Below are 26,414 nucleotides of genomic sequence, written 5' to 3' on the forward strand. Positions count from 1 at the left end.
GATATCGGGATCACGGCCTGACCGACGCGGGCGCCTTTACAAAGTAAGTACGCTGAGAGCTGCCGGAACGGCCTCGCACAAGATCGGCCCCGGCCCCACGCGCTCGCCGTCGGCGTAGGCCACCACGTCCGGCGCCTCCAGCAGCACCCGCTTGGCCCGCCGCGTGGTCACCGCCGGATGGGTGGTGTGCGTACCCCGGTAGACGCGCGGGAAGGCCCGCACGAACGCGCCCTTCGGCACCGCCCCGAGGATCGTCACGTCCAGCAGCCCGTCGTCGAACCGCGCGTCCGGGCAGACCTTCATCCCCGCGCCGTAGGAGCTGGTGTTACCCACCGCGACCAGCATGGCCTCCAGCTCCAGCACCTCGGCCCCGTCGTCCAGTTCGACCCGGAACGGGATCGGCTGGAACTCGCGCAGCTCCTGGGCCAGTGCCAGCAGGTACTTGGCCATGCCGCGCGGCCAGGTGAGCCGGTTGGCCCGCTCGTTGACCCGCGAGTCGAAGCCGCAGCACACCACGCCGGCGAACCACTCGCTCTCGCCGCCCGCCTCGACGCGGGCCGCGTCCACCGTGCGCGCCCGCCCGCCCAGCACCACCTCGGCCGCCGCGATCGGGTCACGGTACGGCAGGCCGAAGGCCGTGGCGATGTCGTTGCCGGTGCCCGCCGGGATGATGCCCAGCGGCACCTCGCTCCCGGCCACCGCCTGGACCGCCAGATGCACCAGCCCGTCACCGCCGAAGGCGACCAGCGCGTCGGGCCGCTCGGCGACCGCCGTACAGGCCCGGTCGAGCGCGTCGGCGGCGCTCTCACCCACGATGACGCTCACCTCGGCGCCCCGCGGGCGCAGATGACGTACCACCGGCTCCAGCAGGCGCATCGCTCCGCCGTTGCGAGCAGTGGGATTGACCAGCAGCACGATATGGGGGGACACGCCCGAAACCTATCGGCTGTCGTGCTCCGGATCCAGCGGCCGGTCGTCGGCCAGGTCGTCGGCGGGATCGTGGGAGAGGTCGAGCGGCGAGGCCTCGTCGTCGTCGAGCCCGGCGAACTCGTCGGATCCACGCGAGCGGCGCTCCCGCACGTACATGAACAGCTCCGCTCCGGCGAAGAGCAGGATCATCGGCGCGGCCAGCGCCATCATGGCCAGCGGATCACCACCGGGGGTCACCACCGCGCCGAAGACGAACATCAAGAAGATGATCATCCGCCGGTGCTTGGAGACGGTGGCGTGCTGCAGCACCCCGATGATGTTGAGGAAGACCAGGATCAGCGGCAGCTCGAAGGAGACACCGAAGATCACGATCATGATCAGGATGTAGTCGAGGTAGTCCTCGATCCCGATCGTGGCCACCGTGCCGTCGAGCGAGAAGCTCAGCAGGAACCCGAGGCTGGTGTCCATGATGAAGTAGGCCAGGAAGGCGCCCAGCAGGAAGAGCGGGACGGCCAGGCCCAGGAAGCTGATCGCGTAACGCTTCTCGTTGCGGTAGAGCGCCGGGGTGACGAAGCCCCAGATCTGGTAGAGCCAGACCGGCGAGCCCAGCACGATGCCCACCATCGCCGAGACCTTCAGCGTGATGAAGAAGGACTGGAAGATGCCCGAATAGGTGAGCGCGCACTCACCGGTGAGCTGCTTGGCCTGGGCGGTGGAGCAGTACGGCTCCTTGAGCACCGCCCAGATCGGATCGAAGAAGATCCAGCCGATGATGATGCCCACCAGGATCGCCAGCAGCGAGATGAGGATGCGGTTCCGCAACTCGCGCAGGTGGTCCATCAGGGGCATGCGCCCCTCGGCGTCGGGGGGCGTGTCGGTCTTCTTGCTCGTCCGCTTGAGCAACGCCATCGGGTTCGAGTCCTCTAGGGCCTGGTGATCGGCTTAGGCCTGGTTGTCAGCCTTGGACGCGGCGCGAAGCCGGGCGGCCTCGGCCTCGAGCCGGGCGGCCTGCTCCTCGGCGTTCACCGGAGCCGGAGCGGCGATCGGCTGCGGCGGGACCGGCGCGGTGTAGGGCTGCGCCTGGACGACGGTGTGCTTGTCATCGTCGTCGTCGGTCATCTTGCTGGTCTCGGCCTTGAAGATGCGCAGGGAGCGCCCGACGCCACGCGCCAGGTCGGGCAGCTTCTTGGCGCCAAACAGCAGCACCAGAGCCACCAGGATCAGGATGATTTCCGGAGCTCCGAGGTTCATGCGATGTCCTTGCGTTCAGATTGGCTTTCCCAGCCCCGATCGTACGCTGCCCAGGCCGTGCTCTCATCCCTCTGCTGGCCTGTTTGTCCTAATTCTCTCACCAGCCGCGGCGATTTCCCTGTTCAGGCCCCGTGCCGCAACCAGCACGCGGGCTCCGAGCACGCCCAGCACCGCCATCCCGGCCAGGGCGCAGCCGGCGAGGATCCAGATCATGGGGCAGAAGAGTACAGGGCCAGCGCCCGCTCGGCCTCGCCGCGCACCTTGGCGGCCAGGCTCTCCGGCGAGACCACCCGGCCGGTGTCGCCCAGGCGCAGGGCCAGGCGCAGCACCCACTCCTCGTCGCGGGCGCGCAGCGTGATCCGCAGCCGCCCCTCCCCCAGCTCGGCGACCTCTTCGTAGGGGTAGTACTCCGCGACCCAGCGTCCGGCGGCGGTGACCTCCAGCTCGACCAGTTCGTCGGTGGGCGAGGGACGGAAGACGCCCTGGGTGACGTCGATCGGCTCGGCCTCGGCGGGCGGGTCGGCGGGGGTGTCAAGCACCTCCACGCCCAGCATGCGGTCGAGCCGGAACAGCCGCATGCCCTCGGCGCGGTAACACCAGCCCTCCAGGTAGCTGCGGCCGTCGGCCATGACCAGCCGGGTCGGGTCCACCTCGCGCGGCGTCACCTCGTCGCGGCCGGGCACGTAGTAGCGCAGCGACAGCCGCCGCCCGCGCACCAGCGCCTCGCGCACCCTGGGCAGCGCGTCGGGCGCCGCCTCCACGTCGACCGCGACCTGGCTGCTGACCGCCGCCGCGCCCGCGCCGGCCGCCTGCTCCAGCTTGGCCACCACGCGCGGCAGCGCGTCGCCTTCGAGGCCGGGCCCGATCACCGGGGTGGCCGCGAGCATGCGCAGCGCCACCAGCAGCGCGCTGGCCTCGTCGATGCCCAGCCGCAGCGGCCGGGCGATGGTGTCGGCGTTGTCGATGACGATCTCGCCGCCGTCCCACGACACGTCGATCAGGTCGCCGGGCGTGTGCCCGGGCAGGCCGCACATCCACACCAGTTGCAGGTCGTCGATGAGCTGCTTCTCGCTGAGCCCGAAGACCTCCGCCACCTCGCCGACCTGCGCCCCGGGATGGGACATCAGGTACGGCACCAGCGCCAGCAGCCTGGGCAGCCGGTCGGCCGCGCCGCTCATGCCAGGGCTCCCTTCAACCGGCGGATCACCGCGTCGCGCGCGTCGGGCGGCTCGGCCACCCGCACGTCCGCGCCCAGGCTGGCCAGCCAGCCGGCCAGCCGCTCGGGGTCACCGAAACGCAGCTCCACGCGATCCCATCCGTCGGCGTTCTCGTGTACGGCTCGCGCCACCTGGCGCAGGCCCTCGCAGGTGCCCCCCCGTACCAGCAGGACGGCGGTGCGCTCCTCCATCGGCTCGTCGGGGAAGCCGACCAGCTCGCGCAGGTCCACCCCCTCGGGCACGCTCACGCTCGGCCCGCGCAGCGTGGCGACCTCGCCCAGGATGCGCGAGAGCCGGAAGGCGCGCGGCGCCTGCCGGTCGCGGTCGAAGCCGGCGAGGTACCAGCGGCCGCGCCGGGAGACCACGCCCCACGGCTCGACCGTGCGCGTGCGGACGTTCTCGCTGCCGGAGCCGCGGTAGTCGAAGCGCACCACCTTGCGGTCGCGCACCGCCTCCCACAGCGCCGGGAAGGCCGGGTCCTTGGTGTCGACGCGCAACTCCAGCGCGCCGCCGAGGGCCTGCTCGGTCTGGACGCCGCCGGCCCGCAGCTTCAGCAGGGCGCCGGAGGCCGCCTCGGCCAGGCTTGCCCGCTGCCACACCTGCGCCGCCAGGCCCAGCACCGCCGCCTCGTCGGGCTCCAGGGTGATCTCGGGCAGCTCGTAGGCCTGCCGTTCGATCCGGTAGCCGGGCTCGTCCTCCCACGGATCGCGCAGCACGTCGATCGGGATGCCGATCTCGCGCAGCTCGTTCTTGTCCCGCTCGAACATCCGCTGGAAGGCCTCGTCGCTCTCGCGGTCGTAGCCCGGCACGGCCTGGCGGATCTGCTCGGCCGACAGGGGACGCCTGGTGGCCAGCAGGCAGATCACCAGGTTCAGCAACCTCTCGGTCTTCCGCCGCGACATCCGCCCCCTCCTTCGCCAGTGACGCTACCCTGCCCTGCGTGATCAGATGGCGCAGAGGCGAGGTCGTGGAGATCCGGCGCGAGTGGCCGGGAGCGGTGGAGCTCGTGGCCGGCACGGCGGACGGGCCGGTGCGGGCCCTCGCCTATCCGGCTCTGGTGGGCCGCCCCGAACCCGGTGACGAAGTGCTGCTCAACACGACCGCGCTCGCGATGGGTCTCGGTACGGGAGGTTACGCCATGGTGGTGGCCCTGCCGAACCGTTTGCCGGAAGATCCATCCGGTCCGGGCCACCTGGTGAAGGCCCGGTACACCCCGTTGCAGGCCACGGTGCTCGGCGCGGACGAGCAGGACTCGCCCCACCACGAGGTCCTGCGCGAGGCCGATTCGCTCGACGGGATGCCCGTGGTGGTCGCCGACCTGCACTCGGCGCTGCCGGCGATCCTGGCCGGACTGCCGCGTACGGCTCGCGCCGTGTACGTGATGCTGGACGGCGGCGCGCTGCCGGCGTGGTTCTCGATGTCGTGCGCGCAGCTCAAGGAGGCGGGCTGGCTGGCGGCCACGGTCACCGTGGGGCAGTCGTTCGGCGGCGACCTGGAGACGGTCACCACGCACACCGGCCTGCTGGCCGCCCGGCACGTGCTGAACGCGGACGTGGCCATCGTCACGCAGGGGCCGGGCAACCTCGGCTCCGGCACCCGGTGGGGGTTCTCGGGAGTCTCGGCGGGCGAGGCGGTCAACGCGGCGGCGGTGCTCGGCGGGCGGCCGGTGGCGGCGCTGCGGGTCAGCGAGGGTGACGCGCGGGAGCGGCACCAGGGGGTTTCGCACCACTCGCTGACCTCCTACGGGCGGGTGGCGCTGGCCCGGGCGCGGGTGGCGGTGCCGGAGCTGGGCGGGGAGTTCGGGGCGCGGGTGGCGGCCCAGGCGGCTGCGCTGGGCGAGCGGCACGACCTGGTCCCGGTGCCGGTGGACGGGCTGCGCGAGGCGCTGGAGGCGGCCCCGGTGCGGTTGTCCACGATGGGGCGGGGGCTGGACGGGGACGAGGCCTACTTCCTGGCCTCCGCCGCCGCCGGCCGCCTCGCCGCCGGCCTCCTCCCCCGACCGCAAGCCTGAGGCCGGCAGCAGGCTGAGGCGGACACGCTGAGGCGGCAGGCAGGCGGGCGGGCAGGCTGAGGCGGGCGGCACCTTGGGGTGAGGGGACAGGTCCTCCTCAGGTCTGAGACGGTCCATCCCTTCGCCCGACGACATCCCCCACCCCGCCGGGAGATCGTGGGTCCATGAGACGGATCATCCTCGCGACCGCCACCGGGCTGGCCCTGACGCTCGCGGCCGCCTGCGGTACGACCGCCCCCGGCCAGAAGGCCGGCCAGGCGAGCCGGCCCGCCGGGCAGCCCGCGCAGAGCGGCCAGGCCGGGCACGGCGGACTGCACGGGACGACGCCGGCGGCCACCCCGGCCGCCGAGCCCCTGCGCGCGGGCGAGCGGTTCCAGACGCTCAGCATGCCCGTCGCCCACACCCCCAAGCCGCCCGGCGGCGGCACCGACGAGTACCGCTGCTTCCTGGTGGACCCCGGCGTGACCGCGCCGGACACCTACCTGACCGGCACCCAGTTCGTGCCCGGCAACACCGCGATCGTGCACCACGCGATCTTCTTCAGCCTCGACCCCGCCAAGACCGGCCCCGCCCGCGCCCTGGACGCCAAGAGCCCCGGCGAGGGCTGGACCTGCTTCGGCGACGCCGGGCTGAACGAGAGCGACTGGATCGGCCACTGGGCGCCCGGCACGAACGAGGTGCTCCTCGACCCCAGCCTCGGCTACCCGCTCAAGCCGGGCAGCGCCCTGGTGATGCAGATCCACTACAGCACCCTGGCCATGGCCGGCGCCGAGCCCGGCCCCGACCGCTCCAGCGTGCGGATGCGCCTGGCCACCGGCGCCCGCACCGCGCTGCACACCGAGACCTACCCGGCCCCGATCGAGCTGCCGTGCACCGCGCAGGAGAAGGGCCCGCTGTGCGAGCGCGAGGCGGCCGTCGCCGACGTGGGCAAGCGGTTCGGCGCCGACGCCGCCGACCGGGTCGGCTTCCTCAGCCACATCTGCGACGGCGGCAAGCCCAAGTCCGGCCCCGTCCAGGCCTGCGACCTGCCGTTCGAGCGGCCGATGAGGATCCACGCGCTGGCCGGGCACATGCACCTGCTCGGGCGTTCGATCAAGGTGGAGCTCAACCCCGGCAAGCCCGACGGCCGCACCCTGCTCGACGTGCCGGAGTACAACTTCGACAACCAGGCCATCCAGCCCCTGCCCGAGCCGGTGGCCGTCGGCAAGGGCGACACCATCCGGGTCACCTGCACCCACGACGCCGGCCTGCGCGCCCAGCTCCCCCTGCTCAGCAAGCTGCCGCCGCGCTACGTGGTCTGGGGCGAGGGCACACAGGACGAGATGTGCCTGGGCATCCTGGTGACCTCCGCGGGCAAGCCGGCCGCCTGAGCCGCTAGGCCGGGGCGGCGGCCGGCAGTTCCCAGGAGTCGCCGAGGTCGGCGGCGTCGTGGAAGTCCTTGTAGGTGAAGGCGAGCGGCCCGGGGCCGTGGGCGCGCAGGTGCTCCAGCCGGGCGATCCCCTCCGCCAGGGAGGGGATCACGCCTTCGGGCACCCACCAGAGCACCGCGTTGGCCCCGCCGCCGGCGTGCTCGAACCACTCGCGGCGGCGGCGCAGGAAGGCGAGGTGGGCGCTCTTGTAGATGTAGTTCCAGAGCGCCTCGCGCGAGGTCCAGATGGAGTAGGTGACCGCGAAGTCGCCGAGGTCGTGCTCGACCAGGGCGGTGGGGTCCTCCTCGCTGCCCTTCAGCCGCCAGACGAAGCCGGGGTCGCGCTCGGCCAGGCCGTTGATGGTCTCCAGGTTGTTGACGAAGTCGGCCATCTCGGGCCGGTCGATGGGGTAGCGCAGGCGCGCGACGTTGAGCTGGGCGAGATGCATGCCGCCTACTATGTCAATTTTCGTTTGTTTTAGAAAGTCCCACGCAGCACTCCCCCGGTCTCGGATCCAGCACCGCGCGCTCCGGGTCCTCGCCCAGGCCGGTCAGCAGGCCGCGGCAGAGCGCCAGATTCACCGAGCAGACCAGCAGCGGATGGGCCTCGGCGGCCACGTGGAAGGGGCAGTTGCGCAGCCGTACCCGTTCGCCGTCGGCGTAGGGCTCGTAGCCGCGCTCGCGCAACACCTCCTCCACCGGCCGGCCCGCCGCGGCCCGGCCGAGCCGCTCGCCGAAGCGTCCGGCCACCCGCTCGGCGCGCTCCTCGCCGTCCAGCTCCATCAGCGTCTCGGCCAGCAGGTCGGCGAGGATCCCGTAGTCGCGCGGCGGCAGGCTGACCACCCGCTCGGCGCGGGCACGGCGGTAGACCTTGGCCGGGCGCCCGCTGCCCGGCCCCTTGCGCTCGGGGGCGCGGAAACCGCTCTCCAGCAGGCCGGCCTCGACCAGCTTGTCCAGGTGGAAGGCGGCCAGGGTGCGGGAGACGCCCACCGCCTCGGCCGCCTCGGCGCGGCCCACCTCGCCGCCGCTGGCCGCCACCAGCTCGTACAGGCTCCGCCGTACCTCGTCGTGCAGGGAGGCCAGGCTCCGCAGGTCGTCGTCGCCGCTCACAGCGGGAGTCTACGAGGCTAGAGCACCATCAGGGCCAGCAGGCAGACGTCGTCCTCGGCGCTGTCGGCGTCCAGTTCGCGCAGCACGTAGTCGATGCCGTGCTCGGGGTCGGCGCCCACCAGGCCCTCGGCCGCGGCGGCGGCCTTGACCAGCGCCCGCATGCCCTCCTCCACGTCGCGCCCGCGGCGCTCGACGATGCCGTCGGTGTAGAGCAGCAGCAGGTCGCCCGCTTCGAGCTGGGTGCAGCGCAGGCTGTACTCGGTGCTCTCGAAGGCGCCGAGCATGGTGCCGCGCTCGGCCTCCAGCAGGCCCGCGCGGCCCCGCCGTACCAGCACCGGGTTGGGATGGCCGGCGTCGGCCCACGCGAGCGTACGGCAGGCCGGGTCGAAATGCCCGATGATCGCGGTGCCGGTCGCGGTGACCCCCGGGTTGGCGTGGTACATCAGCTCGTTGAGCCAGGTGGCGAGCTGGTCGGCGGGCGCGCCGGTGTAGGCCAGCCCCGCCAGGCCGCTGCGCATGGTCGCCATCAGCCCGGCGGCGGCCAGCCCGTGCCCCATCGCGTCGCCCACGGCCACCAGCACCCGCCCGTCGGGCAGCGGCCGGGCCTTGAACCAGTCGCCGCCGAGCCGGTCGGCCTCCTCGCCCGGGTGGTAGCGCAACGCGATCCGCAACCCCGGCAGGTCGATGACGCCGCGGCGCACCGGCAGCAGCACGTCCTGGAGCCGCGCGGCCACCCGGTGCTCCTCCTCGGCCCGGCGCTTGGCCAGGTCGGCCCGCTCGTGCGCGACGGCCAGGGCGCGCTCGCGGCGGCGGATGCCGGTGACGTCCTGGGCCATGATCCGGATAGCGACCGGCAGCCCGTGCTCGTCGAGCACCGGCTCGCTGACCAGGCGCAGGTGCCGCACCCCGTGCCGCTGCTGCAGGCGGTACTCGGTCTCGATCGCCTCGCGGTCCTCCAGCAGGGTGCGCATCTGCTCCTCCACCAGCGGCTGGTCCTCGGCGACCACCCGGGCGGGCAGCTCGTCCAGCGACAGCGGGCCCTCCTCCGGCTCGCGGCCGAACATCTCGTAGATCTGCGGCGTCCACAGCGCCCGGCCGGTGGCCAGGTTCCACTCGGCCCAGCCGAGCTCGGCGATGCGCTGGGCGCGCTCCCAGCCGGCCACCAGGCGCTCCTCGTCGTCGTGGGTGTCCCAGGCGACCAGCAGGCCGTCCTCGACGCGGACCGCCCGCACGGTGATCGAGGCGGGCCACAGCAGCCCGTCGCGTACCTCCACGTACTCGAACGGTCCCCGGCGCAGCCGCTCACCGGTGGCGTAGACCCGCAGGTACTCGTCGAACAGCCCGGAGCGGGCCAGCCCGGGGTTGAGGTCCAGGACGCGCCCGCCGATCAGGTAGTCGCGCCCCCGGCCGGTGACGTCGGTGGCCACGTCGTTGGTCCCGGCGACCACGAAGTCCACCACCCGCTCGGCCGGGTCGCGCACCGGGGTCAGGTAGGCGGCCGACACGTGCACGGCCTGCAGGGCGGCCAGCAGCCAGCGCGGCACGTCCTGCTGCGGAGCGTGCGGCGGCGGGCCCATCTCGCCCTCCAGGGTTTTCGCCACCTCGACCACGTCCATGCCGCTCTCCAGCGACAGCCGGACGAGTTGCGCCTCGGCCTCGGCGGGCAGCACGTCGGTCCTGGCCGCCAGGTGCGCGATGGCCCCGGCGGTGGCCGCCTCGCCGCGCATGCGGGTGCGCAGTTCGGCCAGGCGCCTGCGGATGAACGCGGCGGTCGCCCGGCTCTCGGCCGGGGTCTCGCGCGGATTGGCGGTCATTGCCCTATCCCTGCCCACCTGGAGGCGGTCAGGCGGCAGCGCGGACCAAGGTTCGGCCCGCGAACGGTCAATAGGCGGCCAGCACGTCCATGACGAAGACCAGCGTGTCGTCGCCTCGCACGCCCTGCGCCGGCAGGCCGGCGGTGCCGTACCCGAGGGCGGGCGGCACGATCACCAGCACCCGGCTGCCGACCGGGACTCCCAGCAGGGCGCGGTCCCAGCCGGCGATCACGTTGCCGACCCCGATGGTGACCGCCTTGGGGCGGCTGCGCGTCCAGGTGGACTCGAAGGGGCGCCCGTCGCGCCAGACAGCCCCGCTGTAGTGGGTGACGACGAGCTGCCCGGCCTCGACCCTGGGCCCGCTGCCCCGGCCGAGCACCGCGGTGGCGAACCCGGGGGCGGGAGCGGCCGGGATGCTCAGCTCGGGCGGCGTCCCAGGTGCGACGGTGACCCCGCCCAGCCGGCCGCCCGGCGCCCCGATCACCGTCTCGCCCGGGCCGTGCACTCCGAGAATGTCGATCACGTAGAAGAGCTCCGGGCCGGGCCGGAGCGTGGCGTCGTCGTCCTCGGCCCCCTCGGTGCTCCCGGTGCTCCCGGCGGTCGGCGTCGCGCCGGCGGAGGTGACGGCGGCGGCCTCGGCGGCCGGGATCAGGGCGGTGACGCGGCTGCCCACCCGCCGGCCCAGCAGCGCGGCCTCCAGGCCGGGCAGCAGCTCGCCGAGCGGGAAGACGGCCGGGACGCCCCGGCGGAAGCTGGAGTCGGCCACGCGGGCGCCCAGCTCGTCCCAGGTGTGCGCGGTGAAGTGCACGATCGCCGTCTCACCGGCGGCGACCGGCCTGCCGTACCCCTCGGAGACGAGACCGGAGCGGGCCTGCCCGGCGGGGCCGCCGGAGGGGAAGACGACCGTCGGGACGGCGCCGAACGCGCCGCTCACCCGTAACTCCCCGGCCGGCGGGCTCGCGGCACAAGCCGCGAGCACCAGCAGGAGAACGACGATCACGGGCCCGCGGCGACGCATGGCCCGTGATCATATCCGCCCGCGGCTCAGCCCGCGAAGACCGAGCTCAGCCCGCGTAGAGCAGGCCCGGCCCGCGTTGAGCACGCCTCAGGCTCAGCCCGCGTAGAGCACGTCGATCAGGAAGACGAGGGTGCTGTTGGCCGGGATGCCCTCCCGCGCCTGCGCGCCGTAGCCGAGGTCCGGCGGCAGCACGAGCAGCACGCGGCTGCCGATCGGCACGTCCTTCAGACCGGCCTTCCAGCCGGGAACGAGCTGGTCGAGGCCCATCTCCAGCGGCTGGCCGCGGTCCCAGCTCGAGTCGAACTGCTTGTCGGAGCCCCAGAGCTTGCCGATGTAGTGCGCGATGATCTGGTCGGTCTCGGTGACCTTGGCGCCGTTGCCCTTGATGATCGTCCGGACGAGCAGTTCCTTCGGCGCGGGCAGGTCGGTCTTGGTGGTCAGCTTCGGCGCCTGGTCACCGCCGGGGTTGACCACGGTCACGCCGTCGGCCGTCTCCTTGGTCTCGGTGCCGGAGGCCGCCTTGGGCATGAGGCCGATCGGGTCGAAGACGAACACCTGCGTCAGCGACGGGTCCTTGCCCTGCTTCTTGGCCTCCTCGGCCTCCTCCTTGGTCAGCGCGTCCGGCGCGACCACGGCGAGGAAACGGCCACCCGGCTTGCTCTTGGTGAACCCCTCGACCAGCACCTTGGGCAGGTTGTCGTCGATCTTGATCGGCGCCGGCGACTTGGAGGTGTAGGAGGAGACCTCCTCCTTGTTCTCCTTGCCGTCCCAGTTCCAGATCGTGTAGTGGGTCATCACGGTGTCGCCCTTTTGCAGCGCCGCGCCGTTGCCCGGGTTGAGGATCTGGTAGGACGAGGCCTTCGCCGGGTCGCCCGCCGGGAACGTGGCCGCGGGCTTGGCGCCCAGCGCACCGCTCACCTGCAGCGAGTCAGACGATCCTGAGCCGCCGCAGGCGGCGGCGAAAAGCAACGGCAGAGCGGCCAGTACGGCCAGGCGGCGGCGCATGGGTGTCATCCTCGGAAAGGGTCGGCGTCAGTCCCGCGTACCCTACCGGACACCCGTGTCAGCCCCGGATAAACGCCGCTACATCCCCGCTATGAGTTTGTCCACCCTCTCGTCGACGCTCCGGAACGGGTCCTTGCAGAGCACGGTGCGCTGCGCCTGATCGTTGAGCTTGAGATGCACCCAGTCGACGGTGAAGTCGCGGCGCTTCTCCTGCGCCTTGCGGATGAACTCGCCGCGCAGCCGCGCCCGCGTGGTCTGCGGCGGCACCGACTTGGCCTCGAAGATCTTGAGGTCGGAGGCCACCCGCTCGACCGCGCCGCGCTTCTGCAGCAGGTAGAACAGGCCGCGCCGGCGGTGCACGTCGTGGTAGGCGAGGTCGAGCTGCGCCACCCGCGGCGAGGACAGCGGCAGGTCGTACTTCTTGCGGTAGCGCTCGATGAGCTGGTATTTCGTCACCCAGTCGATCTCGCGGCTGACCAGGTCGAGGTTGCCCGTCTCGACCGCGCGCAGCGTGCGCTCCCACAGCTCCAGCACCCGCCGGGCCACCGCGTCGCCGCCGCGGCGGTCGACGAAGTCCTTGGCCTTCGACAGGTACTCCTGCTGGATCTCCAGGCTGGAGGCCTCCCGGCCGTTGGCCAGCCGGACCCGCCGCCGGCCGGTCATGTCGTGCGAGACCTCGCGGATGGCCCGGATCGGGTTCTCCAGGCTCAGGTCGCGCAGGACCGTGCCCGCCTCGATCATGCGCAGCACCAGGTCGGTGGCGCCGACCTTGAGCAGCATCGTGGTCTCGCTCATGTTGGAGTCGCCCACGATGACGTGCAGGCGGCGGAAGCGCTCGGCGTCGGCGTGCGGCTCGTCGCGGGTGTTGATGATCGGCCTGGACCGGGTGGTCGCGCTCGACACGCCCTCCCAGATGTGCTCGGCGCGCTGCGAGACGCAGTAGACCGCGCCCCTCGGCGTCTGCAGCACCTTGCCCGCGCCGCAGATGATCTGCCGGGTGACCAGGAACGGGATCAGCACGTCGGCCAGGCGGCCGAACTCGCCGTGCCGCCCGACCAGGTAGTTCTCGTGACAGCCGTAGGAGTTGCCGGCTGAGTCGGTGTTGTTCTTGAACAGGTAGATGTCCCCCGCGATGCCCTCTTCGCGCAGCCGCTTCTCCGCGTCGACCAGGAGGCCTTCGAGGATCCGCTCACCCGCCTTGTCGTGGGTCACCAGCTCGATGACGTTGTCACACTCGGGGGTTGCGTACTCGGGATGGCTGCCCACGTCGAGGTACAGACGTGCGCCGTTGCGGAGGAAGACGTTGCTCGATCGGCCCCAGGACACCACTCGCCGGAACAAGTAACGCGCGACCTCGTCCGGCGACAGCCTGCGCTGCCCCCGGAACGTGCACGTCACGCCGTACTCGTTCTCCAGCCCGAAGATGCGACGATCCATCACCTCACACTAGTTCCCTGCCGGGGGCAAAGGGAGAGATCTTGAAGAGCGATTTCCTTCCGGCGGCGCCACCCGTGCGCTGAGCGGGCGTTCCGCTCCGGCGAATATCGGGGTACGGCCGGCATCCCGGGCAAAACGCAACCCCCGGGAGACCACTCCCGGGGGCTTGCGACGGCGATCGGCGGACGGCGGGTCAGGACCCGTCGTCCATGGCGCCCTCGGGAGCCGTGGGCGGCTCCTCCTCGCCGGTCCCGGCCGCCGGGGCGGCAGGGGTCGCGGCCCCGGACTCGGCGCTCACCAGGCGCTCCAGCCGCGGCCCGGTCAGCCGCTGGAACTTGCGGTGCTCCCGGTTGCGGTCGAGCACGGCCACCTCGAGCTGCCCCACCGCCGGCCGCTCCCCGCCGGGCTCGGTCAGCGCGCTCAGCGCCGCGCCCAGCGCGCCGGCCAGCGGCATGCCCTCGCGGTAGTGCTCCTTGAGCCGCCCGGAGACCGCCTCGGCCTGACCGCCCATGACGGTGAAGCCGTGCTCGTCGAAGACCGAGCCGTCAAAGGTCAGCCGGTAGATCGCGTCACCGTCGGGCGTGTCGCCCACCTCGGCGACGACCACCTCGACCTCCAGCGACTTGATCGACTCGGTGAAGATGCGCCCGAGGTTGGAGGCGTACAGGTTGGCCAGGCCCCGGCCGGTCACGTCGGAACGGTCGTAGGTGTAGCCGTTGATGTCGGCGTAGCGGATGCCGCCGAGCCGCAGCTCCTCGAACTCGTTGTACCGCCCGACCGCGGCGAAGCCGATCTTGTCGTAGATCTCGCTGATCTTGTGCAGCGCCCGCGACGGGTTGGGCGCGACGAACAGGATGCCGTCCTGGTACTGCAGCACCACGACCGAACGGCCGCGCGCGATGCCCTTGCGCGCGTAGTCCGCCTTGTCCCGCATGATCTGCTCGGGAGAGGCGTATCCAAAAGGCATGGTCACCTTCGGTGATCCTTTCTAGCGCAGCGGGGCGATGGGACCGTCGGGGGAGATCATCCGTTCGTCGAGCATGCCCTGCACGACCTCGGACACCTCCTCCTCGGACAGGCGGCGGAAACCGTCGGCGTCGATCACCGCGACCACCGGCCAGATCTTGCGCGTCACGTCCGGCCCGCCGGTCGCCGAGTCGTCGTCGGCGGCGTCGTAGAGGGCCTGGATGAGCATCGTGACGACGTCCTGCTTGGACGCGCCCTCGCGGTAGAGCTTCTTCAGCGAGCCCTTGGCGAACAGCGAGCCCGAGCCGATGGCGTCGTAACGCTCCTTCTCGTACGGCCCGCCGGCCACGTCGTAGCCGAAGATCCGGCCGCCGTCACGCTCGGGGTCGTAGGCGGCGAACAGCGGGACCACGACCAGGCCCTGCATCGCCATGCCGAGGTTGCCGCGGATCATCGTCGCCAGCCGGTTGGCCTTGCCGGCCACCGACAGCGTGCGGCCCTCCATCTTCTCGTAGTGCTCAAGCTCCACCCGGTAGAGCCGCGCCATCTCGATGCCGGTCGAGGCGGTGCCGGCGATGCCCATGCAGGAGTAGTCGTCGGTGCGGAAGACCTTCTCGATGTCGCGCTGGGCGATGATGTTGCCCGAGGTCGAGCGCCGGTCGCCGGCCATCACCACGCCCCCGGCGAAGGTGGCGGCCACGATCGTGGTCGCGTGCGGGACCTGATCACCGATCGGCACGGCCAGCGGCTCGCGCACGGGCAGCAGCTGTGGGGCGTAGCCGCCGAGGAACTCGGTGAACGAGGAGCTGCCGGTGTTGCTGAAAAGGTGGTTCGTCAATCCGGCGGGCAGATCCTTGTGCGATGCCACTCCGGCTCCCTCCAAACAATAGATCCGACAGGCTTGACCCTACTCATCTTCCGTCGCAGCATGCACTTCCCCCGATCAGCTCGCGGCGAACCGGCCGGGAGGCGTTGATCGTTCATTCCTGTCACCTCCGTCACATCCGGTGACGCCGGGTGTCCTTTACGGCCCGCCGGGCGCGTGCGATGGTCGGGGTGCCCCGCACGTCCGTCCGCCCGGGAGGCCGATGTGCGACGTCCGACCCTGGCCGCGGCCCTGTTCACAGCGCTGCTCTCTCCGCTGCTCACGCTCGCGGGCGGGTGCGGGGCGGGCCCGGAGGCCACCGGCCCGCTGACCCTGACGGTCGCCGGCTCCGGGGAGTGGCTGACCCGCTGGGCGGTGCCGGAGTTCGAGCGCGCCAACCCCGGGATCAAGGTCGGCGTCCGTCCCGCCCCGGCCGATCAGGCCGCGCTCGGCGCCGAGCTCCAGGCCGGGCGCGGCGCGGACATCATCGAACTCGACGGCCGCTGGCTCGGCGACCTGGCCCGTGCCGGGCGGCTCAAGCCCCTGGCCGAGACCGCGGGACCGGGCGCCGACGGCTGGACCGGGTGGGCGCAGATCCCGCAGGCCGTCCAGGGCCTGGCCGTCTTCGAGGGCCGCCGCTACGGCATCCCGCGCACGGTCGACGCGCGGCTGCTGTTCTACAACCGCGCCCTGCTGCGCCGCGTCGGGCTGCCGGACCCCTGGCGGCCCGCCTCCTGGGCCGAGTTGCTGGAGGCAGCGCGCAAGCTCAAGGCGGCCGGCGTGCCGTACCCCCTGCACCTGCCCACCGGTGAGACGGCCGCGCTGGACGGCCTGCTGCCCCTGCTGGCCGGCACCGGCACCGAACTCCTGGCCGACCGCAGGTGGGCGGGCGCCTCCCGGGCGGTGAAGGACGTCCTCGGCCTCTACGACCAGGTGTACGGCGAGCGCCTCGCCGAGCGCCTGGACACCCCGGACCTCGCCCGGTCGCGGTTCGCCGCCGGCAAGAGCGCCATCCATCTGGACACCGACGCCCTCTGGCACACCGTCCTCGACCCGGCCCGCGGCACCCGGCCCCTGCCCGGCCGTGAGGCCGCCGTCGGGTACGCCCTGCTGCCCGCCCAGCGCCCCGGCGGCGGGCTGCGCGGCCAGGACCACGTCAGCCTCTCCACCGGCACCCTCCGCGTCCTCAACCCGGCCACCCGCGACCGCGCCGCCGCCTGGAAGCTGCTGACCTTCCTGCACTCGGCCTCGGCCGTCGAGGCCGAACTCGCCGGCCGGCCCCGCCCGACCCCGCGCCGCGACGTCAACGCCCGCGTCCTGGCCGCCGATCCGATGCTGCGCTTCGCCGCCGAGCAGGCGCTGCCGCTCACCGCCTTCCCGCCGCCGGTGAGCCTGTACCCGAGGGTCGCCGACGCCCTGCGGGAGGCCGTGGCCGCCGTCGTGGCCGGCCGCTCCCCCGGCCACGCCGCCGAGTCCTACCAGCGCACCCTCGAAACGCTGGTCGGCGGCCCCGCCAACGTCGCCGGCTGAGCGGCGTCCTGGACACTGGAGGGATGCGGGACTGGATCCTCCACCTCGACCTCGACGCCTTCATGGCCGCCGTCGAGATCCTGCGCGACCCGGGCCTGCGTGGCCGGCCGGTCGTGGTCGGCGGCGACGGCGACCCCGCCCGCCCCCGCACGGTCGTGGCCACCGCCTCCTACGAGGCCCGCGAGCACGGCGTGCACTCCGGCATGCCCCTGCGCACCGCGCACCGCAAGAGCCCCGAGGCGGTCTTCCTGCCCGTGGACCTGCCCGCCTACGAGCGCGCCTCCGCGCAGGTCATGGCCGTGCTGCGGGAGTTCGCGGTGACGGTCGAGGTGTGGGGGCTGGACGAGGCCTTCCTGAGTTACCGCGGCGACGACCCCGAGGCGCTGGCCCGCTCGATCCAGCGGGCGGTCCTCGACCGCACCGGCCTGAGCTGCTCGATCGGCATCGGCGACAACAAGCACCAGGCGAAACTCGCCGCGCAGTTCCGCAAACCCGCCGGGATCTCGCGCCTCACCGGCGAGGACTGGGCGGAGGTCATGGGCGAGCGGCCGGTGACCGCGCTGTGGGGCATCGGCGCCCGCACCGCCGCCAAGCTCGACGCCCTCGGCCTGCGGACCGTCGCCGAGCTCGCCGCGGCCGATCCGGCCGAGCTGGCCGCCCGTTTCGGGCCCACCAACGGCCCCTGGCTGCGTTATCTGGCCCTGGGCAAGGGCGAGACCACCGTCACCGACACTCCGTGGGTCCCTCGCGGCCACAGCCACGAGACGACCTTTCCCCGTGACCTGACCGATCCCGGCGAGATCGCCGGGCACGTCTCCGCCTTCGCCGTCCGCCTGGCCGATGAGGCGCGGGCCGCCGGCCGGGAGATCGTCCGGGTGACGGTGAAGGTACGGCTGCGCCCCTTCCTCACCCTGACGCGGCAGTCGAAGCTGGCTGCCGCCACCACCGACCCCGGCCTCGTCGAGGCCACGGCCCTGGCGCTCCTGGACCGCTTCGACCTCAGCCGGCCGGTCCGCCTGCTCGGCGTCGGCGTCGAGTTCGCCGACCTGCCCGGCTAGCAGCCCGTACGGCCGGCGCTAAGGGGGGCGCGGGGCCCGCCCTGGACGGGCGGGCGCGCGCACCCAGTCGTCATGTCGTCGTGTGGTGTCGTGTCGTCGTCGTGTCGCGTGTCGTCGGGTCCCCGGCGGGCGACGCCGGACGGTTACGCCCTACTCGCCGCCCTTTTGCACATATCCCCTGATGAACTCTTCCGCGTTCTCTTCCAGCACCTCGTCGATCTCGTCCAGGATCGCGTCGACGTCGTCGGTGAGCTTCTCGTGCCGCTCCTGGACGTCGGAGCCTGCGCTGGCCTCGGTCTCCTCGACCTCACCCTCGCGCTTGCCGGCCTGCTTCTGGCCGCCGGTGTCCTTCGCTGCCATGTCTACCTCCGCATGGGGGACTCGTCTGTCCTTATCTTTCCCCGAACCGGCCGACCTTGCGCGCGGATGGCGCCGCGATCTTCGGAGCGTGTCCGGGCAGGAGAAGGAGTCATTCGCCGCCGGTCAGCGCGGCCACGAGGTCGGCCGCGGTGCGGCAGCGGTCGAAAAGCTCGCCCACGTGGGCCTTGGTGCCCCGCAGCGGCTCCAGCGTGGGCACCCGCTGCAGCGACTCCCGGCCCGGGATGTCGAAGATGACCGAGTCCCAGGAGGCCGCCGCGACGGACTCGCTGTACTGGGCCAGGCACCGGCCGCGGAAGTAGGCCCGGGTGTCGGTGGGCGGGTTCTCCACGGCCCGCTGCACGGCCTCCTCGGTCACCAGGCGCTGCATGCGCCCGCGGGCCACCAGGCGGTTGTACAGGCCCCGGTCGGGGCGGATGTCGGAGTATTGAAGATCGACGAGCTGCAGGCGCGGGTGCGACCAGGCGAGGCCGTCGCGGCTGCGGTAGCCCTCCAGGAGCTCCAGCTTGGCGACCCAGTCGAGCTCGCGGGAGAGCTGCATCGGGTCGTCGGCCAGCCGGGTGAGCACCGACTCCCAGCGGTCGAGGACGTCCTTGGTCATCTCCTCCTGGGCCGCGCCGCGCTCCTCGACGTACTTGCGGGCCTGCTCCAGGTACTCCATCTGGAGCTGGATCGCGGTGAGCTTGCGCCCGTCGCGCATGGAGATCTCGTAGCGGCAGGTCGGGTCGTGCGAGACGGCCCGCAGCGCCTGGACGGGGTTGTCCACGGTCAGGTCGCGGGTGAGGAAGTTGTCCTCGATCATCGCCAGGACCAGCGCGGTGGTGCCGAGCTTCAGGTAGGTGGAGATCTCCGACATGTTGGCGTCGCCGATGATGACGTGCAGCCGCCGGTACTTCTCCGGGTCGGCGTGCGGCTCGTCGCGGGTGTTGATGATCGGCCGCTTGAGGGTGGTCTCCAGGCCCACCTCGACCTCGAAGAAGTCGGCGCGCTGGCTGATCTGGAAGCCCTCACTGCGCGAGTCCTGGCCGATGCCGACCTTGCCGGCGCCGACGACGACCTGGCGCGAGACGAAGAAGGGCGTCAGGTGCCGGACGATGTCGGCGAAGGGGGTGGCCCGGCGCATGAGGTAGTTCTCGTGGCAGCCGTAGGAGGCGCCCTTGGCGTCGGTGTTGTTCTTGTAGAGCTGGATCGGCGCGTTGGTCGGCACGGCCGAGGCGCGCACCGCCGCGTCGTACATGACGCGCTCGCCGGCCTTGTCCCAGATGACCGCCGCCCGCGGGTTGGTGCACTCCGGCGTGGAGTACTCCGGGTGGGCGTGGTCGACGTAGAGCCGCGCGCCGTTGGTCAGGATGACATTGGCCAGGCCGAGGTCCTCGTCGGTGAGCTGGCTCTGGTCGGCCACCTCCCGGGCCAGGTCGAAGCCGCGCGCGTCGCGCAGCGGGTTCTCCTCCTCGAAGTCCCAGCGAGCCCGGCGCGCCCGGGCCGCCGAGGCGGCCAGGTAGGCGTTGACGACCTGTGAGGAGGTCACCATCTGGTTGGCGCCCGGCTGGCCCGGTACGGAGATCCCGTACTCGGTCTCGATGCCCATCACTCGACGCACCGTCATGCGCACCCCATGTCTAGCGGTCTGCCTGCTCTCCCGAGCCTAGCCCTTTCTTGATGCCCGGCCAGCACTCCGTTATGGCACAGATGCCTGATGCGTTCGCGGGGCCAGTTCCTGGATGGGCTCCGACGGGGTACGGCGGCGCCGGCCTTTGCCCTTGTCACGGGGCATCAGGCGGCGCAGGAGCGCCTGGCCGGGCTTGTCCACCAGGATGTACACCAGGTAGGACACGGCGATCGAGATCAGCATCGTGAGCCCGGCCAGGAGCCAGGGGTTCATGCCGTCCTTGAGCGGCGGGATGACGACCGCGGCGAGCGTCTGGTGGACCAGGTAGATCGGATAGGTGAGCGCGCCCAGGATCGTCAGGCCCTTCCACGTCATCCAGCGCAGCCAGCCCAGGGCGACCGCGGCGACGAGCACGTAGATGAGGATGATCGCGATCCAGACGCCGATCTCGGAGGCCGGGAAGTTCTCGAAGCCCTTCGACTTCACCCGGCTGCCGACCCGCTCCAGCGCGGCGTAGACCGACGGCCCGAAGCTGAGCGCGACGAAGAACCACGACAGGAACGAGTGCCCGAAGCGCCACAGCAGGAAGAAGGCCATACCGGCGATGAAGTAGGGCGCCTGGCGCGGCATGAAGAACAGGGTGAGCCACTCGTTCAGCTCGGGCAGGTGCAGCCACTGCTTGGCGGTGAACTCCGCGGCCAGCGCGCCGAGGGTCCACAGGCCCATGAAGGCGTAGCAGCGCTTGAGGGTGATGCCGACCACCACGAAGATCGCCATCAGCACGTAGAACCGCAGCTCGGCCCAGAGCGACCAGAACACGCCGGAGGCGTGCCCGACCTTGGCCAGCGCCTGGACCATCGTGAGGTTCCAGAGGTAGTCGCCCACGTCGAACTTGGGGCGGAAGCCCTGGACGCTGGTGAAGGTGTAGAGCGCCCAGATGCCCAGCACGGTGAACCAGTAGGCCGGGTAGAGCCGGGCGAAGCGGGAGACGGCGAAGGCGCCCACGCCGCGGCCCCAGGCGCTCATCAGGATGACGAAGCCGCTGATGAGGAAGAAGAGCTCGACGCCGAGGATGCCCAGGGTGGCCACCGGCGCGACCGGGGCGAAGATGTGGTTCGGCTCGGTCACCCAGATCGACTTGAACGCGGCCAGGTAGTGGAAGGCCATCACCGCGAACGCGGCCAGGAAGCGCAACGCGTCGAGTTCGCGCAGGCGGGGAGGGGGTGTCACCGGTGTCCATCCCTGGGAAGCGTGTGGCTGGCGTGGGGGAAGTCCCGTGTGACACCTTATTTCCACTTTGAGACGCATGTGACAGCTTTGGCGACAGTGACGCGTGCGCTCGGTGGCAGGACGCCTGCCGTACCCCGTAGACAGCGGAAAGGCCCGCACCGGGCGGTGCGGGCCTTTCGCGGGTGGTGCTTAGAGGTACTGGCCGGTGTTGGCCACCGTGTCGATGGAGCGGCCGGCCTCGGTGCCCTGCTTGCCCGACACGAGGGTGCGGATGTAGACGATCCGCTCGCCCTTCTTGCCGGAGATGCGGGCCCAGTCGTCGGGGTTGGTGGTGTTGGGCAGGTCCTCGTTCTCGGAGAACTCGTCCACGCAGGCCGCCAGCAGGTGCTGCACCCGCAGGCCCTTCGTGCCGCTGTCGAGGAACTGCTTGATCGCCATCTTCTTGGCCCGGTCGACGATGTTCTGGATCATCGCGCCGGAGTTGAAGTCCTTGAAGTACAGGACCTCCTTGTCACCGTTGGCGTAGGTGACCTCCAGGAAGCGGTTCTCCTCGCTCTCGGTGTACATGCGCTCGACGACGCTCTGGATCATCCCGTGAATGGTGGATTCGCGGGAGCCGGCGTGCTCGGCGAGGTCGTCGGGGTGCAGGGGCAGGTCGGAGATGAGGTACTTGGAGAAGATGTCCTTGGCCGCCTCGGCGTCCGGCCGCTCGATCTTGATCTTGACGTCCAGGCGGCCGGGCCGCAGGATCGCCGGGTCGATCATGTCCTCGCGGTTGGAGGCGCCGATGACGATGACGTTCTCCAGGCCCTCGACACCGTCGATCTCGCTGAGGAGCTGCGGGACGATGGTGTTCTCGACGTCGGAGGAGACGCCCGAGCCACGGGTGCGGAAGATCGAGTCCATCTCGTCGAAGAACACGATCACCGGGGTGCCCTCGGAGGCCTTCTCCCGAGCACGCTGGAAGACCAGGCGGATGTGCCGCTCGGTCTCGCCGACGTACTTGTTGAGCAGCTCGGGGCCCTTGATGTTGAGGAAGAAGCTCTTGCCGGACTGGCCGGTCTTCTCCGCGACCTGCTTGGCCAGGGAGTTGGCCACGGCCTTGGCGATGAGCGTCTTGCCGCAGCCGGGCGGGCCGTACAGCAGCACGCCCTTCGGGGGACGGAGCTTGTGCTCGCGGAACAGGTCGGCGTGCAGGTAGGGCAGCTCGATGGCGTCCCTGATCTGCTCGATCTGCCGCATGAGGCCGCCGATCTCCTCGTAGGAGATGTCGGGGACCTCCTCCAGCACCAGCTCCTCGACCTCGGACTTGGGGATGCGCTCGTAGACGTAGCCGGAGCGGGGCTCCAGCAGCAACGAGTCGCCGGCGCGGATCGGCTGGTCGAGCAGGGACTCGGCCAGGCGGACGACCCGCTCTTCGTCGGCGTGGGAGATGACCAGGGCGCGCTGGCCGTCCTCCAGGAGTTCCTTGAGCATCACGATCTCGCCGAGCTCCTCGTAGCCGAGGGCCTCGACCACGTTGAGCGCCTCGTTGAGCATGACCTCCTGGCCACGCCTGAGGGTGTCGACGTCGACGGCGGGGCTGACGTTCACGCGGAGCTTGCGGCCGCCGGTGAACACCTCCACGGTGCCGTCTTCCCGGGCCTCGAGGAAGACGCCGAAGCCGGACGGCGGCTGCGCCAGCCGGTCGACTTCCTCCTTGAGGGCGACGATCTGGTCTCTGGCTTCCTTGAGCGTCGACACCAGGCGCTCGTTCTGCGATGTGACCGCAGCGAGGTTCGCCTGTGCCTCGTGAAGACGCTCTTCGAGAATCCTGGCCTGACGGGGTGATTCCGCGAGCTTCCGCCTCAGCGCGGTGATCTCCTCTTGGAGGAAGGAGACCTGTGTGTTGAGGTCAGCGACCTCCCGATCGCGCTGCGCGTGCCTAGCCTCATCATCGCGAGCTGCCACGCCCCGTCACCTCCTTCCCAGTCGAGGGCGACTACTAAGGACCTTACCTATCTCGGGCCCCTCCGTAACCTGGCCGGGCAGTATTCGTCCAATGACACTAAGTATTCGGTAATTAATCCCCATAAGAGCGTTTAGTCCTTGCAGCGTAGAGGTGTGATGATCTGTTCCCTCTTGCCGCGCCCGCACGCTCTCGTGGCCGAATTGTCATAGTTCCTCGGTGGTCCCCTTCGGACGGCGTCGGCGTGGCGGCGGGGTGACCCCGTCGGCCATGCGGCGGGCCATGACCAGGAAACCGGTGTGGCCGATCATCCGGTGATCGGGCCGGACCGCGAGTCCCTCGACATGCCAGTCGCGACTCAGGGTCTCCCACGCGTGGGGCTCGGTGAAACTCCCATGATCCCGAATCGTCTCGACGGTCTTCGACATCTGGGTGGTTGTGGCCACGTATACGCAGATCACGCCGCCGGGCGTGAGCGCCTTCGCGACCGCGTCCACGCACTCCCACGGCGCGAGCATGTCGAGGATGACCCGGTCGACGTCACCCTCGTCGATCGACTCGACCAGATCGCCGACGACCAGGCGCCACGACTCCAGCGGCCCGCCGAAGAACTTCTCCACGTTGGAGCGCGCGATGTCGGCGAAGTCCTGGCGGCGCTCGTAGGAGGTGACGTGCCCCTCGGGCCCGACCGCGCGCAGCAGCGAGCAGGTCAGCGCGCCCGAGCCGACGCCGGCCTCGATCACGCGGGCGCCTGGGAAGATGTCGGCCATGCCGACGATCTGCGCCGCGTCCTTGGGGTAGATCACCGCCGCGCCGCGCGGCATCGCCAGGGTGTAGTCCTGGAGCAGGTGGCGGAAGGCCAGGTACTGCGTGCCGCCCGACGAGCGCACCACGGAGCCCTCAGGCTGCCCGATCAGGTCGGAGTGCGGGATCGCGCCCTTGTGGGTGTGGAAGATCCCCTCTTCCTTCAACGTGATCGTGTGGCGCTTGTTCTTGGGATCGGTGAGCTGCACCTGATCCCCGGGCTGGAACGGCCCGTGCCTGCGAAAACCCATGCGGACAAGGCTAGGGCCAAATCGGGGGGCTCAGTCCGGGTGCGGTTTGATAGCAATGGACCCATGCTTCCCCGTGAAACGATCTCCACCGGCCCCCTGGTGTTGCGGCCCCCGACCGAGCACGACGCCGAGGCGATCATGCGTGCGGCCAACGATCCGGTGACCGCCCACTTCCTCCCCCTGCTGCCTTCGCCGTACACGCTGGAGGACGCCCACGCCTGGATCAAGAAGGCCGGGGAGGGCACCCAGTTCGTGATCTCCGGGCCTGAGGGCGGCTACCAGGGCGCCGTCGGGGTCACCGGGCCCGACAGGTGGGGGACGTGCCAGATCGGCTACCTGGTGGCCCCCTGGGCCCGCGGGCAGGGCATCGCGGCGCGGGCGGCCCGTGCGGTCACGGACTGGGCCTTCGACCGCGGCGTCGCCCGGATGGAGCTGTCGGCCAACGTGGAGAACCTCGCCAGCGTGCGGGCCGCCCTGTCGGCCGGCTTCTCCCTGGAGGGCGTCCTGCGCGACCTGCGGGTGCTGCGCGACGGGCGCCGCGCCGACCACGCGCTCTTCTCCCGGCTGCCGGGTGACCCCGGCGAGCCCGCCTCGCGCTACCTGCCGCGCTTCGACGAGCTGACCGACGGGGTGGTACGGCTGACGCCGATCGACGCCGGCGACGCGGCGGACTTCCACGCCCTGCTCAGCGACCCGCTCACGGTCCGGTACTCGGTCAACCCGGTCCCGCCGATGGACCAGCTCCTGCGGCGCTGCCGTACCACCGAGTTCTGGTGGGCCACCGGCCAGCGGGTCGAGCTGGCCATCCGGGACGCGGCCACCGGGGAGTTCGCCGGGCAGATCCAGCTCGCGCAGGTCGTGCAGCCGCTCGACCAGGCCATGGTGGGCTACTCCCTCGTCCCGGCCTTCCGCGGGCGCGGGTACATGGGCCGGGCGCTCGGGCTGCTGGTGGACTGGGCCTTCCGCGAGACCGCGCTGCACCGCATCGTCGCGGGCACCGACGTGGCCAACGAGGCGTCGCAGCGGGTGCTGGAACGGGCCGGGTTCGAGCGGGTGGGCGTGGAGCGCGAGCTGTTCCCGCGGCCGGACGGGACGCGGACCGACGACGTGCTCTGGTTGCGGCTGCGCTCCTGACCGCCCGAGAAATCCGGATTTCCGGATCAGGTCTGGCCAAAGCGGGCGCGGCGGGTAAGACTCTGGGTCACCGCCCATGAGTGTCCCGTGATCACCTCGGGGGTTCCCCTATGGCCATGCCCGCCTGCTCGCCTGTCCACGACCTGGTCGCGGCCCTGCGCCGGCTCGACGCGGACGAGGTGCTGGACCGCCTCGTCCGCTCGGCCGCCGCGCTGGCCGGCACGGGGTGCGCGGGGCTGGTGGAGGTGGACGCCCTGCGCGAGTGCGCCTGGCCGGTGCGGGTGCAGGCGCCGCCGGGCGATCCGCTGCGGGTGCGGGCCTGGCTGGCCGAGTCGGTGACGCTCAAGGTGCTGGCCGGCGCCGAGGGCGGGGTCCGCCTGCCGTACGAGCCGGAGTTCGGGGAGCCGGGCTTCCTGGCGGTGCCGGTGCCGATGGCCACGCGCGGGCAGGCCTACCTGTGGGCCGCCGGACGGGCCTTCGACGACGGCGACGAGCACCTGCTGGGCCGGCTGGCCACGGCAGGCGGGCGCGCGCTGGAGGCGGCGCGTGGCCTGGAGGCCGCGGTGCGGATGCTCCGCGGCGTCCAGGCGTTCCGCTGAACCCCCGCCTCGGCGGAGGCGGTCAGGAGCGGCGGGCCTCGAAGCGCATCGTGCGCGAGACGCCGATGCGCACGGTGGTGCCCGGCGTGATGGTGACCGGCTCGTTCGGCGGGATGTCGTAGAAGTTGGGGTCGCCGGGCGGCTGGATCTGCGTGCCGTTCACCGAGCCGAGGTCGACCAGGTTGACGTCCCAGCCGTCGAGCGCCACCCGCAGGTGCCTGCGCGAGACCGAGCCGTCGGGGCTGGTCACCTTGGCCGGGCGGGCGGTGCCGCCGGTCACCTCGGGCGCGCGGTCGGGATCGCGGCCGAGCAGGTAGTCGCTCTCCAGCGGCAGCGCGGTGCCGTCGTCGAGGATCAGCATGCCCAGCGGCGGGCGCGGCCCCTTGTACGGCACCAGCGTCCGCTGCACCAGCGCCACCCCGCAGGAGGCGCAGTACGGCAGGCGGGGGTCGTTGAAGTGGTCGTTCTTGCAGTCCACCCCGTAGACCAGGTTCTGGCCGTCGGCGTGCTGCTCCTGCGGGCCCGAGTGGGCGCCGTGGTGCTGCTCGCCCTCCGGGCCGGCGCCGTTGCCGGGCGGGTGGTGGTCGAAGGGCGCACCCGGCTCGAACGGCGGCGGCCCGTGCTCGAAGTGCGGCTGCGGCGGACCCTGCTGCTCGAACGGCGGGGGCCCTTGGTGCTCGAACGGCGGGGGGCCCTGCTGCTCGAACGGCGGCGGTCCGGGCTGCTCGAACGGCTGCTGCTCCGCGCCGGCGCCGAGGCGGTGCTCGGCGATGGCGGCGAGGTTGACCTCGTTCTCCATCGCCACGCGGGTCGCGGCCGGGTCGGTGAGCAGGCCGGACAG

General features: G+C 71.6%; 26 protein-coding genes. 6 read left to right on the plus strand and 20 right to left on the minus strand.

Features of this window, described 5'->3' with window-relative positions; all coding sequences use genetic code 11:
- Positions 1 to 36 precede the first annotated feature (36 nt).
- From AB0I67_RS30525 to AB0I67_RS30550, 6 genes are all read right to left on the minus strand, one after another.
- Positions 37 to 930, minus strand: coding sequence for a diacylglycerol kinase (locus tag AB0I67_RS30525; RefSeq protein WP_357930332.1), 894 nt, complete (start codon positions 928 to 930; stop codon positions 37 to 39).
- A gap of 9 nt (positions 931 to 939) precedes the next feature.
- Entirely contained in the window at positions 940 to 1,839 is a 900-nt protein-coding gene (gene tatC, locus AB0I67_RS30530) for a twin-arginine translocase subunit TatC (protein ID WP_357930334.1), read from the minus strand.
- Between the two features lie 33 nt (positions 1,840 to 1,872).
- Positions 1,873 to 2,181: a Sec-independent protein translocase subunit TatA gene (gene tatA / locus AB0I67_RS30535; RefSeq protein WP_357930336.1), complete on the minus strand. Its 309-nt coding sequence runs from the start codon at positions 2,179 to 2,181 to the stop codon at positions 1,873 to 1,875.
- A gap of 63 nt (positions 2,182 to 2,244) precedes the next feature.
- On the minus strand, positions 2,245 to 2,394 hold the full coding sequence (locus AB0I67_RS30540; RefSeq protein ID WP_357930338.1) for a hypothetical protein: 150 nt from the start codon (positions 2,392 to 2,394) through the stop codon (positions 2,245 to 2,247).
- Positions 2,391 to 3,359 (minus strand): WYL domain-containing protein, encoded by a 969-nt coding sequence (locus AB0I67_RS30545; protein WP_357930341.1) that lies wholly within the window; start codon positions 3,357 to 3,359, stop codon positions 2,391 to 2,393. The genes AB0I67_RS30540 and AB0I67_RS30545 overlap by 4 nt, the downstream gene beginning before the upstream one ends.
- Positions 3,356 to 4,300: a WYL domain-containing protein gene (locus AB0I67_RS30550; protein ID WP_357930344.1), complete on the minus strand. Its 945-nt coding sequence runs from the start codon at positions 4,298 to 4,300 to the stop codon at positions 3,356 to 3,358. The genes AB0I67_RS30545 and AB0I67_RS30550 overlap by 4 nt, the downstream gene beginning before the upstream one ends.
- A gap of 38 nt (positions 4,301 to 4,338) precedes the next feature.
- Here AB0I67_RS30550 and AB0I67_RS30555 point away from each other — a divergent pair, with 38 nt between their 5' ends.
- Both AB0I67_RS30555 and AB0I67_RS30560 read left to right on the plus strand, forming a co-directional pair.
- The gene (locus AB0I67_RS30555; protein WP_357930347.1) at positions 4,339 to 5,409 is read left to right on the plus strand and encodes a DUF3866 family protein; all 1,071 of its coding nucleotides are present in this window, start codon (positions 4,339 to 4,341) and stop codon (positions 5,407 to 5,409) included.
- Positions 5,410 to 5,573: 164 nt separating this feature from the next.
- Positions 5,574 to 6,779, plus strand: a complete 1,206-nt coding sequence (locus tag AB0I67_RS30560; protein WP_357930348.1) for a monooxygenase — start codon at positions 5,574 to 5,576, stop codon at positions 6,777 to 6,779.
- A gap of 4 nt (positions 6,780 to 6,783) precedes the next feature.
- On the opposite strand, the gene AB0I67_RS30565 is transcribed toward AB0I67_RS30560, so the two are convergent.
- The 8 genes from AB0I67_RS30565 to prcB form a co-directional block, all read right to left on the minus strand.
- On the minus strand, positions 6,784 to 7,266 hold the full coding sequence (locus AB0I67_RS30565; protein ID WP_357930351.1) for a DUF3291 domain-containing protein: 483 nt from the start codon (positions 7,264 to 7,266) through the stop codon (positions 6,784 to 6,786).
- Positions 7,267 to 7,279: 13 nt separating this feature from the next.
- Positions 7,280 to 7,927, minus strand: a complete 648-nt coding sequence (locus AB0I67_RS30570) for a helix-turn-helix domain-containing protein (protein ID WP_357930354.1) — start codon at positions 7,925 to 7,927, stop codon at positions 7,280 to 7,282.
- Positions 7,928 to 7,944: 17 nt separating this feature from the next.
- Positions 7,945 to 9,741: a SpoIIE family protein phosphatase gene (locus AB0I67_RS30575; RefSeq protein WP_357930357.1), complete on the minus strand. Its 1,797-nt coding sequence runs from the start codon at positions 9,739 to 9,741 to the stop codon at positions 7,945 to 7,947.
- Positions 9,742 to 9,808: 67 nt separating this feature from the next.
- Positions 9,809 to 10,759 (minus strand): FKBP-type peptidyl-prolyl cis-trans isomerase, encoded by a 951-nt coding sequence (locus tag AB0I67_RS30580; RefSeq protein ID WP_357930359.1) that lies wholly within the window; start codon positions 10,757 to 10,759, stop codon positions 9,809 to 9,811.
- Positions 10,760 to 10,852: 93 nt separating this feature from the next.
- Positions 10,853 to 11,764, minus strand: a complete 912-nt coding sequence (locus AB0I67_RS30585) for an FKBP-type peptidyl-prolyl cis-trans isomerase (RefSeq protein ID WP_357930360.1) — start codon at positions 11,762 to 11,764, stop codon at positions 10,853 to 10,855.
- Between the two features lie 78 nt (positions 11,765 to 11,842).
- A complete protein-coding gene (gene pafA, locus AB0I67_RS30590) occupies positions 11,843 to 13,201 on the minus strand; it encodes a Pup--protein ligase (RefSeq protein ID WP_357930363.1) in 1,359 nt (452 codons plus the stop codon).
- Positions 13,202 to 13,394: 193 nt separating this feature from the next.
- Positions 13,395 to 14,168, minus strand: coding sequence for a proteasome subunit alpha (gene prcA, locus AB0I67_RS30595; protein ID WP_357930365.1), 774 nt, complete (start codon positions 14,166 to 14,168; stop codon positions 13,395 to 13,397).
- 21 nt (positions 14,169 to 14,189) lie between these two features.
- Positions 14,190 to 15,035: a proteasome subunit beta gene (gene prcB, locus AB0I67_RS30600; RefSeq protein WP_357930368.1), complete on the minus strand. Its 846-nt coding sequence runs from the start codon at positions 15,033 to 15,035 to the stop codon at positions 14,190 to 14,192.
- A gap of 222 nt (positions 15,036 to 15,257) precedes the next feature.
- On the opposite strand from prcB, the gene AB0I67_RS30605 reads away from it, so the two are divergent.
- Positions 15,258 to 16,562, plus strand: coding sequence for an extracellular solute-binding protein (locus tag AB0I67_RS30605; RefSeq protein ID WP_357930371.1), 1,305 nt, complete (start codon positions 15,258 to 15,260; stop codon positions 16,560 to 16,562).
- A gap of 23 nt (positions 16,563 to 16,585) precedes the next feature.
- Positions 16,586 to 17,620 carry a DNA polymerase IV gene (locus AB0I67_RS30610; protein WP_357930373.1) on the plus strand — a complete coding sequence of 345 codons (1,035 nt, stop codon included), beginning with the start codon at positions 16,586 to 16,588 and terminating at the stop codon, positions 17,618 to 17,620.
- A 150-nt stretch (positions 17,621 to 17,770) separates the two neighbouring features.
- On the opposite strand, the gene AB0I67_RS30615 is transcribed toward AB0I67_RS30610, so the two are convergent.
- From AB0I67_RS30615 to AB0I67_RS30635, 5 genes are all read right to left on the minus strand, one after another.
- Positions 17,771 to 17,980 (minus strand): ubiquitin-like protein Pup, encoded by a 210-nt coding sequence (locus AB0I67_RS30615; RefSeq protein WP_357930375.1) that lies wholly within the window; start codon positions 17,978 to 17,980, stop codon positions 17,771 to 17,773.
- A 109-nt stretch (positions 17,981 to 18,089) separates the two neighbouring features.
- Positions 18,090 to 19,604 (minus strand): depupylase/deamidase Dop, encoded by a 1,515-nt coding sequence (gene dop / locus AB0I67_RS30620; RefSeq protein ID WP_357930378.1) that lies wholly within the window; start codon positions 19,602 to 19,604, stop codon positions 18,090 to 18,092.
- A 72-nt stretch (positions 19,605 to 19,676) separates the two neighbouring features.
- Entirely contained in the window at positions 19,677 to 20,837 is a 1,161-nt protein-coding gene (locus tag AB0I67_RS30625; protein WP_357930381.1) for an acyltransferase, read from the minus strand.
- 189 nt (positions 20,838 to 21,026) lie between these two features.
- Positions 21,027 to 22,787 (minus strand): proteasome ATPase, encoded by a 1,761-nt coding sequence (arc, locus tag AB0I67_RS30630; protein WP_357930384.1) that lies wholly within the window; start codon positions 22,785 to 22,787, stop codon positions 21,027 to 21,029.
- Between the two features lie 204 nt (positions 22,788 to 22,991).
- Entirely contained in the window at positions 22,992 to 23,840 is an 849-nt protein-coding gene (locus AB0I67_RS30635; RefSeq protein WP_357930387.1) for a tRNA (adenine-N1)-methyltransferase, read from the minus strand.
- Positions 23,841 to 23,903: 63 nt separating this feature from the next.
- Between AB0I67_RS30635 and AB0I67_RS30640 the strand changes: the two genes are divergently transcribed.
- Both AB0I67_RS30640 and AB0I67_RS30645 read left to right on the plus strand, forming a co-directional pair.
- Positions 23,904 to 24,974, plus strand: coding sequence for a GNAT family N-acetyltransferase (locus tag AB0I67_RS30640; protein WP_357930389.1), 1,071 nt, complete (start codon positions 23,904 to 23,906; stop codon positions 24,972 to 24,974).
- A 110-nt stretch (positions 24,975 to 25,084) separates the two neighbouring features.
- Entirely contained in the window at positions 25,085 to 25,573 is a 489-nt protein-coding gene (locus AB0I67_RS30645; protein WP_357930391.1) for a hypothetical protein, read from the plus strand.
- 22 nt (positions 25,574 to 25,595) lie between these two features.
- Here the strand turns inward: AB0I67_RS30645 and AB0I67_RS30650 are convergent.
- Positions 25,596 to 26,414 (minus strand): FHA domain-containing protein (locus AB0I67_RS30650; RefSeq protein WP_357930394.1); only part of this gene is annotated, 819 nt, incomplete at its 5' end.

The organism is Nonomuraea sp. NPDC050310 (genome assembly GCF_040655795.1).
Classification (GTDB): domain Bacteria; phylum Actinomycetota; class Actinomycetes; order Streptosporangiales; family Streptosporangiaceae; genus Nonomuraea.

What these genes read in the sequence shown, in the direction of transcription:
- tatC (WP_357930334.1), bottom strand. Translation starts at nt 1,839, where the DNA reads ATGGCGTTGCTCAAGCGGACGAGCAAGAAGACCGACACGCCCCCCGAC.
- tatA (WP_357930336.1), bottom strand. Translation starts at nt 2,181, where the DNA reads ATGAACCTCGGAGCTCCGGAAATCATCCTGATCCTGGTGGCTCTGGTG.
- AB0I67_RS30540 (WP_357930338.1), bottom strand. Translation starts at nt 2,394, where the DNA reads ATGATCTGGATCCTCGCCGGCTGCGCCCTGGCCGGGATGGCGGTGCTG.
- AB0I67_RS30545 (WP_357930341.1), bottom strand. Translation starts at nt 3,359, where the DNA reads ATGAGCGGCGCGGCCGACCGGCTGCCCAGGCTGCTGGCGCTGGTGCCG.
- AB0I67_RS30550 (WP_357930344.1), bottom strand. Translation starts at nt 4,300, where the DNA reads ATGTCGCGGCGGAAGACCGAGAGGTTGCTGAACCTGGTGATCTGCCTG.
- AB0I67_RS30560 (WP_357930348.1), top strand. Translation starts at nt 5,574, where the DNA reads ATGAGACGGATCATCCTCGCGACCGCCACCGGGCTGGCCCTGACGCTC.
- AB0I67_RS30565 (WP_357930351.1), bottom strand. Translation starts at nt 7,266, where the DNA reads ATGCATCTCGCCCAGCTCAACGTCGCGCGCCTGCGCTACCCCATCGAC.
- AB0I67_RS30575 (WP_357930357.1), bottom strand. Translation starts at nt 9,741, where the DNA reads ATGACCGCCAATCCGCGCGAGACCCCGGCCGAGAGCCGGGCGACCGCC.
- AB0I67_RS30580 (WP_357930359.1), bottom strand. Translation starts at nt 10,759, where the DNA reads ATGCGTCGCCGCGGGCCCGTGATCGTCGTTCTCCTGCTGGTGCTCGCG.
- AB0I67_RS30585 (WP_357930360.1), bottom strand. Translation starts at nt 11,764, where the DNA reads ATGCGCCGCCGCCTGGCCGTACTGGCCGCTCTGCCGTTGCTTTTCGCC.
- pafA (WP_357930363.1), bottom strand. Translation starts at nt 13,201, where the DNA reads ATGGATCGTCGCATCTTCGGGCTGGAGAACGAGTACGGCGTGACGTGC.
- prcA (WP_357930365.1), bottom strand. Translation starts at nt 14,168, where the DNA reads ATGCCTTTTGGATACGCCTCTCCCGAGCAGATCATGCGGGACAAGGCG.
- AB0I67_RS30610 (WP_357930373.1), top strand. Translation starts at nt 16,586, where the DNA reads ATGCGGGACTGGATCCTCCACCTCGACCTCGACGCCTTCATGGCCGCC.
- AB0I67_RS30615 (WP_357930375.1), bottom strand. Translation starts at nt 17,980, where the DNA reads ATGGCAGCGAAGGACACCGGCGGCCAGAAGCAGGCCGGCAAGCGCGAG.
- dop (WP_357930378.1), bottom strand. Translation starts at nt 19,604, where the DNA reads ATGACGGTGCGTCGAGTGATGGGCATCGAGACCGAGTACGGGATCTCC.
- AB0I67_RS30635 (WP_357930387.1), bottom strand. Translation starts at nt 23,840, where the DNA reads ATGGGTTTTCGCAGGCACGGGCCGTTCCAGCCCGGGGATCAGGTGCAG.
- AB0I67_RS30640 (WP_357930389.1), top strand. Translation starts at nt 23,904, where the DNA reads ATGCTTCCCCGTGAAACGATCTCCACCGGCCCCCTGGTGTTGCGGCCC.
- AB0I67_RS30645 (WP_357930391.1), top strand. Translation starts at nt 25,085, where the DNA reads ATGGCCATGCCCGCCTGCTCGCCTGTCCACGACCTGGTCGCGGCCCTG.